Below are 12,416 nucleotides of genomic sequence, written 5' to 3' on the forward strand. Positions count from 1 at the left end.
GGAGCGTTTGCGGTAGGGGGTTAGAGGCGTTCGATGATGGTGGCGTTGGCCATCCCGCCTGCCTCACACATCGTTTGCAGGGCGTAGCGGCCACCGGACTGCTGCAGTGCATTGGCCATGGTTGTCATGATCCGGGCACCGCTGGCGCCGAGTGGGTGACCGAGTGCGATCGCGCCGCCGTTGACATTGGTCTTGGCCAGGTCTGCGCCGGTGTCCTTGGCCCACGCCAGGACGACGGGGGAGAAGGCCTCGTTGACCTCGAACAGGTCGATGTCGGAGATGGTCAGGCCGGCCGCGGCGAGCACCTTCTCGGTTGCCGGGATGACGCCGGTGAGCATGTAGAGCGGATCGGAGCCGACCACCGAGAAGCTGTGCAGACGGGCGAGCGGCGTGAGTCCGAGTTCTGCGGCCTTGGCGCTGCTCATGATCAACACCGCGGCGCTGCCGTCGGAGAGCGGACTCGAATTGGCTGCCGTGATCTGCCATTCGATCTGCGGGAACCGCTCGAGCATCGCCGGGTGGTAGAACGCGGGCTTGAGTGTGGCCAATTGCTCGATGGTGCCGCCCGGGCGGATCATCTCATCGGTGCGCAGGCCGGCCAGGGGCACGATCTCCCGGTCGAACCTGCCTGCCTTTGTCGCCGCGACGGCCTTGTCGTGGCTCGACAACGCGAACTCGTCGAGTTCGGTCCGGGAAAAGCCCCAATCTGCCGCGATCAATTCGGCGGCCAGGCCCTGAGAGATCAGTCCGTCCGAGTACCGCTGCGAGAATCCGATGCCGGACGCGTCGACGCCGGGCCGGACATCGGACGCCATCGGCACTCGGCTCATCGACTCCACACCGGCTGCGACCACCACGTCCTGCACACCCGACATCACGGCCTGGGCGGCAAACGAGATCGCCTGCTGACTCGAACCGCACTGTCGGTTGATGGTGGTACCCGGAACCGATTCGGGGAAGCCGGCAGCCAGTGCGGCCTTGCGGCTGATGTTCTGGCCCTGCTCGTCGGCCTGTGTGACGGCACCGGCGATGACGTCGTCGATCAGCGCCGGGTCGATGCCGGTCTGCTCGACGAGCGCGCGCAGGCTGTGGGCGAGCATGTCGACCGGATGAACGTCGTGAAGTCCACCTGCACCGACCGTCACACCGTCGACAACGCGGCCCGGCTTGCCCTTTCCGATCGGAGTTCGTACCGCACCGACGATTACCGCATCAACGATTTGGGTCATGACCTACTCCTTCAGCTGGCTATGGTTTCTATAAGTCAGGTATACCCCGAGATATTCCGTCCTGTCGACCCTTGATCGACCGCCGGGCCGACGGATCCGAGAAATGGGACACGTGGCCGGTAGTGTGTCCCAGGTGGTGCGCCTACCGAATCCCATGACCGGTCCCAGGCTCTTGGCCGGTGCCGCAACCGCTGGTGCGGCCTTCGCGGCCGCCGGAGTCACAGTCGGGACCGAGGTGTATCGGGCCATGGGGGCGCCGAAAGATCTTGTGCTCCCGCATATCAGTGGCTCACCGCATCAAACCGGTGGCACTTTCGGCAATCTCGAGCCGCCGCGGCCCGTCGACGGCGACAAAGCGGCCGCACTCGCGATGCTCCGCCGCGGTGACATCGGCAAACCGCGCGCCCGCCTGGAGTTCGACGCCTCGCCGTTGCCTGTGGAGGTCGCCGACCTCGCCGCCACCTGGTTCGGTCATGCGTCGGTCCTGGTCGAACTCGACGGACACCGCATCCTCACCGATCCGGTGTGGAGCAAGCGCTGCTCACCGTCCAGTGTGGTCGGACCTGCACGGTTGCACCCCGTGCCGCACACACTCGATGAATTGCCCGCCATCGACGTCGTCCTGATCAGCCACGACCACTACGACCATCTCGACACCGCCACGGTCCGCAAGCTCGCCCGAACCCATCCGGAAGCCGTGTTCGTGGTGCCGATCGGGGTCGGGGCACATCTGCAGTACTGGGGCATCGACCCCTTCCGAATCCGCGAGGCCGACTGGGGTGAGTCGGTCACCATCGGAGATCTGCGCTTCAACTGCTGTTCCGCCCGACACTTTTCCGGGCGAGGACTGCAACGCAACACCACTCAGTGGGCCAGTTGGGCCGTGACCGGGCCGCGCAACAACTTCTTCTTCTCCGGCGACACCGGCATCACCGAATCGTTCGAGCAGGTCGGCGCCGACCACGGTCCGTTCGGGCTGTCGCTGGTCGCCATCGGCGCCTACGACCGGCTCTGGCCCGACATCCATCTCAACCCAGAGGAAGCGGTGGACGTGCATCGAATGCTCAATCGCGCCAACCTGTCCGAGTCTCTGTTGCTTCCCATCCATTGGGCGACATTCAATCTCGCGCTGCACGAGTGGGCCGACCCGGTGCAGCGACTGCTCCCGGCGGCCGAGGAATTGCACATTCCGGTGATCACCCCGATGCCCGGCGCCCGTTTCGATGTCCACTCACGCAGTGGACACGGTTTCGCGACCCAGGATTGGTGGGAGATCGCGGCATGACCGCAATCAACGAGACGCATCTGGCGTCAGGCCTGAGTGCGGCGCAGGTCGCCGACCGGGTGGCGGCGGGACAGGTCAATGTTCAGCCCGACCGGTCGGGCCGAAGTGTGGCAGATATCGTCCGCTCGAATATCTTCACCCGAATCAATGCGATCCTCGGTGTGCTGTTCATCATCGTGATGAGCACCGGCTCGATCATCAACGGCGCCTTCGGTTTGCTGATCATCGCCAACAGTGGCATCGGCATCATCCAGGAGATCCGCGCGAAGAAGACCCTCGACGCACTGGCGATCGTCGGCCAGACCAGGCCGATGGTCCGCCGCGATGGTGTCGCCACCGAAATCGATCCGGGCGAGGTCGTGCTCGACGACATCATCGAGCTCGGCCCCGGCGATCAGATCGTGGTGGACGGTGAAACCGTCGAGTCGGCCTCCCTCGACATCGACGAGTCGTTGCTGACCGGTGAAGCCGACGCGGTCGACAAAGCTGTCGGGGATCCGATCATGTCGGGCAGCTTTGTGGTCGCCGGGTTCGGCGCATACCGCGCGACGAAGGTCGGCCGCGATGCCTATGCCGCGCAGCTTGCCGAAGAGGCCAGCAAGTTCACGCTGGTCAACTCCGAACTGCGCAACGGGATCGACAAGATCCTGAAGATCATCACTTACCTGCTCATCCCGGCGGGTGTGCTGACCATCGTCAACCAGCTGTTCATCAGCGACAACGGCATCAAGGCGAGCCTGCTCGGAATGGTTGCGGCGCTGGTCCCGATGGTGCCCGAAGGTCTGGTGCTGATGACCTCGATCGCGTTTGCGGTCGGTGTGGTCCGGCTCGGCAAGCGGCAGTGCCTGGTCAACGAACTGCCCGCCATCGAGGGCCTGGCCCGGGTCAATGTGGTCTGTGCGGACAAGACCGGAACGCTCACCGAGAACGGGATGAGGCTCTCGGAACTGGTTCCGGTGCAGGGGGACCGGGCCGAGTTGGAGCTGGCGCTGGCCGCGCTGGCAGCCCACGATCCGCGTCCGAACGCGAGTGTCCAGGCCATGGCCGAGGCGTTCCCGGACGCCCCGGCCTGGACGTCGAGCGCCGTCGCCCCGTTCACGTCGGCGAAGAAGTGGAGTGGTATCTCTTTCGCCGACAGCGCTTCCGGTGAGCCCCGAGGCAACTGGCTGCTCGGTGCACCGGACATGTTGCTGCCGTCGGAGGGCCAGACCGCGGCCCAGGCAAGCGAACTGGGGTCCGGTGGCCTGCGCGTGCTGTTGCTGGCCTCGACCGATGTGTCGGTCGACACCGAGTCGACGGACGATTTGTCCGCGCCCGGTGTCGTCACGCCGCGCGCACTGATCGCGCTCGAACAGCGGGTGCGCGCAGATGCGCGCGAGACGCTGGACTACTTTGCGTCGCAGAATGTCTCGGTCAAGGTGATCTCGGGGGACAACGCCGTCTCCGTGGGTGCGGTGGCCGGGTCGCTGGGTCTGGGGACGCTGGACGACGCGGTGGACGCCCGTGAGCTGCCGACCGGCACCGATGAACTCGCCGACGTCGTCGATTCGCACACCACTTTCGGTCGGGTCCGTCCGGATCAGAAGCGGGCGATGGTCGGTGCACTGCAGTCACGCGGCAACACGGTGGCGATGACCGGAGACGGTGTCAACGACGTGTTGGCACTCAAGGATGCCGATATCGGTGTGGCCATGGGTTCGGGTAGCTCGGCAAGCCGTTCGGTGGCTCAGATCGTCCTGCTCGACAACCGCTTTGCCACGCTGCCGTATGTGGTCGCCGAAGGCCGTCGCGTCATCGGCAACATCGAACGCGTCTCCACGCTGTTCCTGACAAAAACCGTGTATGCGGTGTTGCTGGCCATGACCATCGGAGTTGCCGGGATCCTGGGCAAGATCTTCGGGTTCGCGCCGATGTCCTACCCGTTCCAGCCGATCCACGTCACGATCGCCGCGTGGTTCACCATCGGTGTTCCGGCCTTTGTACTGTCGCTGGCCCCCAACAACGAACGGGCCCGAACCGGCTTCGTCGGCCGCGTACTCCGTCTGGCGGTCCCGTCGGGAATCGTGGTCGCGGTCTGCACATTCGTGGCCTACGCGCTGGTCTACCCGGGCGGTTCCGGTGTCGAACTCGGTTCCAAGAATTCGGTGGATCTGCCGCCGGAGCAGATGCAGGCCGCCACCACCGCGCTGATCACCATGATCGCCGTCTCGATGTGGGTACTCGCGGTGATCGCGCGGCCCTACAACTGGTGGAAGATCGTGCTGCTGACCGTCTCGGTGCTCATGTACGTGCTGATCTTCTCGCTGCCGTTCACGCAGGAGATGTTCAAGCTGGATCCGACTGATTGGGGCAAGACCGGAATCGGGTTGGCGACCGCCGCGGTCGGCATCGTCGCGGTCGAGATCCTGTGGCGACTGAACCCCGTCTTCGCAATGTGGTCCCGTAAGCTGAAATCCAAAGACCCACAGACCGCCGAGAACGTTACCGGCGCCGCAGAAAGGTAAGGCCACACATGGACATCAAGGGTCTGATCAACAAGGGCAAGCAGACGCTCAGCAAGAACACCAAGGTCATCGACCAGGGTGCTGACGCCGTCAACAAGGCAACCAAGGGTAAGTACTCCGCCCAGGTCAGGAAGGGTGCGGACGCTGCCAAGAAGTTTGCGCAGGACGGTGGTTCGAACCCGGACCAGCCGAAACCTCAGTAATCGAGACCTGGCACTGAGCGGACTGCGCTGTAGGTAGAGAAGAACTTGAAGGACGCCTGGAGGCCGGCAGTCCTGCTGGCCGGAAGTGTGCTGATGTCCGGGGTCTTGACTCTGACGGCATGCTCAGGCGGCGGCGGAGACGATGGTGTGAGCCCATCGTCTCCGCCGTCTTTGTCTGAATCGTCGACGCCGCCGCCGCCGCCACCTCCCGCACTCGCCGATCGCGGTGCGGTCCTGACACAGCGGCCGTTTCAAGGCAGCAGCACTCTGGGCGATGCCGGCCGGTTGATACGAGTGGTCTATCGCTCGACGGCCGGTTACGCCGGTGGCTTCGGCACGGATGTGTCCGGGGTGATCGCCGTCCCGGCCGGTGATCCGCCACCGGGTGGATGGCCGGTGGTCGCGCTCGGCCACGGCACCACCGGAACCGATGTGACGTGCGGTCCGTCGGACTACCCGGACCTGCTCGGCGAAGACGGCAACGTCGCGCGACTGCTGGCCCGCGGATACGTGGTCGCCGCGAGCGACTACCAGGGACTGGGTACCAGCGTCGAGAGCCCGCGAACGCATCCCTATCTGGAACCGAAAACCGTTGCGTACAACATGATCGACGCGGTGCGCGCGGCCCGCAATGTGGTACCCGAAGCGTCTGCCGACTGGGCCGCGATGGGTGCTTCGCAGGGTGGCCAAGCCGCCTGGGCCGCAGCGGAGCACGCCGACGACTACGGTCAGGGACTCGAATTCGTCGGGGCTGCGGCCCTGGCGCCTGCCGCCGATCTGTCGCCGATCACCGATGCGGGACTCGATCTGACCTACACCGACGCCCAGAAGATCTTCATCCCCAATCTGGTGGCGGGACTGCGCGAAGTGCATCCCGATCTCGACCCCGACGACTACATGCGCGGGGGGCTGGCTGCCGGGGCGGACGCCTTCACCTCATGCGGGCCCACCTCGACCGCGGACAAGTTCTCCGCTGCGATGGACGTTGCGCCCGGTGACGCGACGGTCGCCGACCAGGAGGCACTCGAGCGGCTCCGGGGGATCCTGATCACCGATGCGCTGCCCGCCGAGCCCGCGGGTGGGCCGTTGTTCGTGGCCTACGGGGACAAGGACACGATCATCCTGTCCGCCTGGACAACTGCCGCGGTGCAGCGCGCCTGCGCGCAGGGCGACGTGATCGAGGTCGTTCGCAAGCCTGAGGGTGGACACACCAATCTGGGTGTGACCGGTGACGCCGTCGACTGGATCGCCGGCCGATTTGCCGGGGAGCCGGCGCCCGACACGTGCCCCGTGTGACGGGTCAAGATGTGGCCGGACCGATAACGTCAGCGCCATGGCAAAGGTGAAGGACGCGATAGAGGTCGGTGTGACGCCGGAGAAGACGTGGGATCGGGTGCTGGATCTCTCGAGTTACGACGAGTGGCTGACGATCCACGAAGGTTGGCGCAGCCCGCTTCCCGGGCCGGAAGAGATCGGCAAGGGCCTCAAGGTGTCCTCAGTCATCGCGTCCAGGGGCACTCGCGTCCGGTTCGACTGGACGGTCAACGCCTTCGATCCACCGCACCGCGTCAGCCTGAAGGGTTCCGGCAAGGGAGGGGTCAAGGTGACGCTGATCCTCGCGGTGGATCCGGCACCGGAAGGCTCAAAACTGACCTTTGAGATCGAACTCGGCGGATTGGCCATGATCGGTCCGGTCGGGAAGATCACGGCGAAGGTTGTCAAAAGTGAAATCGAGACTTCACTAAAGAATTTTCACGATCTGTACTCCTGAGTGAATACCCCTGGTACATTGCCGATTTCGGTTACCAAATGGGGGTTAGCGCCTGACAAGGCTATGTATAGAATCCGGCGAACCTCGAAACAAGGGCGGTAACGGATGGGGCGGCATGGTGGGGACAGCAATGCTGGAGGCGAGTTCGGATTCAGCGGACACCGAGATGGGGACCGGGGGCACGGGACCGCGTGGATAGTGGGTGCGCTGGTTCTCGTAGCGTTGCTGGTGGCCGGGGTAGTCCTGTGGCGGACGATCGGCAACGGGTCCGGTCCGGATTGTGACTCGAGGGAAGCAGTGTCGGTCATCGCGGATCCTTCGATGGCGGCCACGATCAAGCCGCTCGCGGGTACCGCGTCGGGCGACTCTTGCTTCGACTTCACGGTGTCCGCGGTCAGCGGCGCCAACGTTGCAGGGCAGCTCACCAAGGGAGAGAGTGCGCCGGACCTGTGGATTGCGGATTCGTCGACCCGCGCCCGTACGGTCACCGAGCAGGTCCGCGTCGGCAACGATGTGGTCGCCGAATCGGTAGCGGCAAGCCCCGTGGTGGTGGCCGGCAAAAACGTTCCGGCGCTGGAGAACTGGGTCGATGTGATGAAGTTGCCGGGACTGCGACTCGGCAACCCGATCGACTCGAGTACCGGCGACGCCCCGATCATCGGCGCGCTGGCTGCCGAGCAGTCGGGCGCCATCGACACCAAGTCCTTCACCGACGGGATGACCCTGCTGGCGTTGCAGCAGGGCAACGCGCGGGTCGGTGGCGATGCCGATGGAGACCGGCTCGCACTCGCCGGGGTGAGTGACTCGCCGACGGTGGTCAGTGAACAGCACTTCATCGAATACCAGCGCGCCGATCCCGGCAGTGGGCTGTCGGCCTCCGTCCCTTCCGACGGCACCGTCGTCCTCGATTTTCCGATGCTCAACACGGCGCCTGCGGCCCGCAAGGGCACGGTGGGCAAGGCCGGTCAGGAGCTGTTCGAGGCGATCACTTCTGACAGCGGCGCGCAGACGCTGACCGCCGCGGGATTCCGCACCGGCATCGATGGACCGGCGCCTGAAGGCGGAGTTGGCGATGTGACTGTTCTCACATCGGGTGATCCGGAGCGTGAGTCAAAAGCGCTGCGGCAGTGGGCGGTGCTCGGTGTACCGATCCGCACTCTGGTCGTCGAAGATGCGTCAGGGTCGATGTCAGCGCCTGCTGGGAACTCGACCCGGGCCGAGATGTTGGTGGAAGCCAGTCAGAACGGCCTGAAGCTGTTCCCCAACACCACCGCGTTGGGCTCCTGGCTGTTCTCCATCAATATGGGTGGGAGGGGACAGGACTGGTTACCGCTGGTGCCGATCGAACGCCTCGACACCGTTGGGGCCGATGGCCAGACCCACCGCGAGCGTCTGGAGTCCGAGCTTCTGACGTTGCCTGACCGAGTGGGTGGCGCGACGGGCCTCTATGACACGACCCTGGCCGCGTACAAGGAAGTTCAGGACACATACGATCCCAACTTCTCGAACAGCGTCATCCTGCTCACCGACGGACAGAATGAGGACGAGAACTCGATCACGCTCGATGAACTCCTCGCCGAGCTCAAGCGACTAGAGGATCCGGCTCGACCGGTGCTGATCCTGACGATCGGCATCACGGAAGATGCTGATGCCGCATCGCTGAAGAAGATCGCAGAGGCGACAGGTGGCACCAGTTACGTCGCCAAGACCCCGGCCGATATCTCGACGGTGTTCGTCGACGCCGTGGCAGCGCGCATCGAGGCCGCCGGTCGGTGAAAACGGTGGTCGAGCGCCAATGATGTAGGTGAGACTAACCTAACAATTTCCGACAAAACGGACCACGGACCGGATAGATGCGGCACTATCCGGGTATGAGTTTTCTGACGACGTCTGCCCGAGCCCGAATTGTCAACGCCGGCAAGGCCGCATCGGTCGTTGCTGCCGCAACGATGGCCGTTGCGGCATGTGGAGGCGACGGCGACGACACCGCCGCGCCGGCTTCATCTGCCACCGCGGTCGAGTCCGGTTCCGCATCGGGTGGCGAGTCGCCGTATACCGACGGTGAGTACTCCGCGATCGGTGGCTACCAGTCTCCTGGCGGAAAGCAGGAGATCGGTGTCACGGTCACCCTGTCGAACTCGGTGATCACCGCACTGACACTCGACACCAGCGCGACCACCGGACCCTCGGCTGATTTTCAGGGCAAGTTCAAGACCGGCGTAACCGAGCAGGGACTCGTCGTCGGCAAGAGCATTGATGAATTGAGCGTGAGCAAGGTGTCGGGGTCTTCCTTGACGTCCACCGGTTTCAATGATGCGATTGACCAGATCAAAACTGAGGCTGCAGCGTAAACGGTTTATTCGGCGCGTGTCCGAGAACTGAGAGTCTCCTGAAAAACGCGTTTCAAACGGACCACGGTCAACTTTCAGGGAGCACAATGGATGCCATGACCTCGACATCAACGTCAACGGTGAAGAATCGGATTGTCAACGCGGGCAAGGTCGCTGCGGTCATCGCGGCCACCGGCGCCGTCATCGCGGCCTGTGGCGACGATGGCGACAGTAATTCATCGGCCACAACAACCACCGCCGCAACCGGTGATTCCGCGGTTGCCGAATCGGCACCCGCCGAGTCCGCAGCGGCGGAATCCGGTACTGAGTCATCGGCATACACCGACGGTGAATACAGTGCCTTCGGTAGTTACCAGTCACCGGGTGGTCGGCAAGAGGTCGGCGTGACGGTCACCTTGGCCAACTCGGTCATCACCGCACTGACGCTCGATACCAGTCAGACCAAGGGCACGTCCTCGGAGTTCCAGGGCAAGTTCGCCAGTGGGATCGACGCACTGGTTGTCGGCAAGAACATCGATGAGCTCGACGTGAGCAAGGTTTCTGGATCATCCTTGACCTCAGGCGGTTTCAACGACGCCATCGAGCAGATCAAATCCCTGGCTCAGGGCTGAATCTCGACGCGGTGACGAATCCGACGGTCTGGGAGTTCGAGGCACTCGGTACGGCGTGGGACGTGACTTTGCCCGGCCCGATCCCGGATGACCTGCGAGCGGAGATCACGCACGAGCTCGACCGAATTGATCGGGTGTGGTCGAGGTTTCGCCCGGATTCGATGGTTGCGGCAATGGCAGAGCGCGCCGGTCGGTACCCGATCGCATCGACCGACCAGCCGATGATCGATCTGCACCGCGAACTCTACGAGCTCACCGGCGCCAAGGTCACCCCGCTTGTCGGCCAGACACTCGATGACGCGGGCTATGACAGTGGCTACTCGTTGACGCCGGCGGAACATGTTGCTGCAGTGCCACTGTGGGACGACGTGTTGACCAAGTGGTCGGGCGAGCTGGAACTGACCGCGCCCGCGCTCATCGATGTGGGCGCCACCGGCAAGGGATTTGCCGTCGACCGGGTCGCGGGTGTGATCGCATCGCACGGGTTCGAGCGCTATCTGGTCAACGGCAGCGGGGACATCGCAGCCGGATCGCAACCCCACCGAATCGCGTTGGAACATCCGGTTGATCCGACGAAGGCCATCGGCACGGTGGTGATCGAGGGCAACGCGATCTGCGGGTCGGCAAGCAATCGTCGGGCGTGGGCGGATTGGCATCACATCATCGATCCGACCACCTCCGCGCCCACCCGGGAAGTACTGGCCACGTGGGCCATCGCCGACGACGCGATGACCGCAGACGGGCTGTCGACCGCCCTGTTCTTCTGTCCTCCTCAGAAACTGTTAAGCCGCTATCGGTTTGACTATGTGGTGGTACGGGCGAACGGCACCGTGGAACATTCGCATGCGCGAGAACTGGAGTTGTTTCTGTGAGGTACCTACGGCTTGTCGACCGGCTCTCGATGTACCGGTTCGTGTTGCTGGCACTGGTGGTGCTGGCGGTCTACTCATTTGTCGTGGCCGCATCGGATGCCGACTTCCAGTACACCGCAACAGAGTTGGCCGGCTCGCTGGCGATTCTTGTGGTTGTCTGTGCCGCCGTGACATATATCTGTGCGGCGATCGTGCGGGTTCCACCCGGTAGTGAATCGTGGCTGATCACCGCATTGATCTTGTTCTTCATCTTCCCGGGCGTGACCGACTCGGATACCGCGTGGGGTCTGGTGCTGGCCGCGGCGATCGCGAGCGCATCGAAGTATGTGCTGGCGATCAGACGTCGGCACATCGTGAACCCGGCCGTGGTCGGTGCAGTGGTCAGCTACCTGTTCGCCTACTTCTCTGTGGGCTACTTCGCGTATCCGATCTGGTGGGTGGCGGCAGACGCCTTGCTGATCCCGATGATCGTGATCGGTCTGCTGGTCGTCTGGAAGCTTCGCGACTGGTGGATGTCCGGCATCTTCCTGCTGGCCTCGGTGATCACGATCGTCGCGGTCGCGCTCGACGACGGAACCCCGGTCGGCGAAGCCCTCGACCTGGGATTCCAGTCGACACCACTGCTGTTCGTGGCAGCGATCATGCTCACCGAACCGCTGACATCACCGACCACCCGCCTCGCGCAGGGGATCTACGCGGCGGGAGTCGGGGTGCTCATGTACTGGGGGCAGACGTTCGAGATCACCTCCGACTACACGCTCGCCTTCGTTCCCGAGATGGCCCTGCTGGTGGGCAGCGTGTTCACGTTCGTTGTCGCCCGCAGGTGGCGACGTCCGGTGCTGACGATCAAGTCGGTGCAACCCATCGGTGTCGACACCTACGAGGTGCTCGCATCCCCCGGAGTGCGTTTCCGGTCCGGGCAGTGGGCGCAGGTCTCTGCTCCCACCTGGAATCCGACGCCCGACAAGCAGGGCACACGACGAGTGTTCTCGCTCGCCGGTGCGCCGGGGGAGCCGACCACTCGGTTCGGCTTCACCGCAGCAGGCAACGTCTCGGCATTCAAGAAGCGGCTGATCGACGGCGGTGGAACGGGCACGAAGCTGTACATCGACGAGGTGGGCGGGGACTTCACTCTTCCACGCAAAATTTCGGCGCCGGTTGTGTTCATCGCGGGCGGTATCGGAATCACGCCGTTCCGGTCGATGCTCGCCGACCTGTTGGACCGCGGCGGGGACCTCAAGCAGGTCTCGCTGATCTATGCGGCGAACGGTGACGATCGATTGGTGTACACCGATGTTCTCGACGCCGCCCGCGCGGCCGGTGCCACGGTGGTGACCGTGACCGGCGGACTGGTGGGTGCCAGCGACATTGCGGCCGTGGCACATCCCGGATCGCATTACTACCTGTCGGGTCCGCCGGCCATGCTCGACGCCATCAAGCCGATGCTGTTGCATGCCGAACCCGGACTGCGGTGGCAACCCTGGCGCGTGCACACCGACCGATTCATCGGCTACTGACGAGCACTTTTCGCAAAGGCGGGAACAAACCGCCGCCCCGGGGGCTCCTATCTTCGACCGCCGCACAGCGTGG

General features: G+C 64.2%; 11 protein-coding genes. 10 read left to right on the plus strand and 1 reads right to left on the minus strand.

The window, feature by feature from the left end; translation table 11 throughout:
* Positions 1–20: 20 nt before the first annotated feature.
* A complete protein-coding gene (locus tag AC56PL_RS20205; RefSeq protein WP_497154960.1) occupies positions 21–1,229 on the minus strand; it encodes a thiolase family protein in 1,209 nt (402 codons plus the stop codon).
* 154 nt (positions 1,230–1,383) lie between these two features.
* Between AC56PL_RS20205 and AC56PL_RS20210 the strand changes: the two genes are divergently transcribed.
* The 10 genes from AC56PL_RS20210 (at position 1,384) to AC56PL_RS20255 (ending at position 12,343) form a co-directional block, all read left to right on the plus strand.
* Positions 1,384–2,514, plus strand: coding sequence for an MBL fold metallo-hydrolase (locus AC56PL_RS20210; protein ID WP_497155302.1), 1,131 nt, complete (start codon positions 1,384–1,386; stop codon positions 2,512–2,514).
* Entirely contained in the window at positions 2,511–5,018 is a 2,508-nt protein-coding gene (locus AC56PL_RS20215) for an HAD-IC family P-type ATPase (protein ID WP_497154961.1), read from the plus strand. Before AC56PL_RS20210 ends, AC56PL_RS20215 begins: the two co-directional genes overlap by 4 nt.
* 8 nt (positions 5,019–5,026) lie before the next feature.
* Positions 5,027–5,221 carry an Rv0909 family putative TA system antitoxin gene (locus AC56PL_RS20220; protein ID WP_495518278.1) on the plus strand — a complete coding sequence of 65 codons (195 nt, stop codon included), beginning with the start codon at positions 5,027–5,029 and terminating at the stop codon, positions 5,219–5,221.
* Positions 5,222–5,368: 147 nt separating this feature from the next.
* Positions 5,369–6,517, plus strand: a complete 1,149-nt coding sequence (locus AC56PL_RS20225; RefSeq protein WP_497154962.1) for a lipase family protein — start codon at positions 5,369–5,371, stop codon at positions 6,515–6,517.
* A gap of 37 nt (positions 6,518–6,554) precedes the next feature.
* On the plus strand, positions 6,555–6,992 hold the full coding sequence (locus AC56PL_RS20230) for a type II toxin-antitoxin system Rv0910 family toxin (RefSeq protein ID WP_495518276.1): 438 nt from the start codon (positions 6,555–6,557) through the stop codon (positions 6,990–6,992).
* Between the two features lie 105 nt (positions 6,993–7,097).
* Complete coding sequence (locus AC56PL_RS20235) at positions 7,098–8,768, plus strand: substrate-binding domain-containing protein (protein ID WP_497154963.1); 1,671 nt, start codon at positions 7,098–7,100, stop codon at positions 8,766–8,768.
* A 95-nt stretch (positions 8,769–8,863) separates the two neighbouring features.
* Positions 8,864–9,343, plus strand: coding sequence for an FMN-binding protein (locus AC56PL_RS20240; RefSeq protein WP_497154964.1), 480 nt, complete (start codon positions 8,864–8,866; stop codon positions 9,341–9,343).
* An 86-nt stretch (positions 9,344–9,429) separates the two neighbouring features.
* The gene (locus tag AC56PL_RS20245; RefSeq protein ID WP_497154965.1) at positions 9,430–9,954 is read left to right on the plus strand and encodes an FMN-binding protein; all 525 of its coding nucleotides are present in this window, start codon (positions 9,430–9,432) and stop codon (positions 9,952–9,954) included.
* An 11-nt stretch (positions 9,955–9,965) separates the two neighbouring features.
* A complete protein-coding gene (locus AC56PL_RS20250) occupies positions 9,966–10,826 on the plus strand; it encodes an FAD:protein FMN transferase (protein WP_497154966.1) in 861 nt (286 codons plus the stop codon).
* A complete protein-coding gene (locus AC56PL_RS20255) occupies positions 10,823–12,343 on the plus strand; it encodes an oxidoreductase (protein ID WP_497154967.1) in 1,521 nt (506 codons plus the stop codon). Before AC56PL_RS20250 ends, AC56PL_RS20255 begins: the two co-directional genes overlap by 4 nt.
* The last annotated feature ends 73 nt before the right edge of the window (positions 12,344–12,416 follow it).

The sequence above is a fragment of the Williamsia sp. Y721 genome (assembly GCF_059683565.1).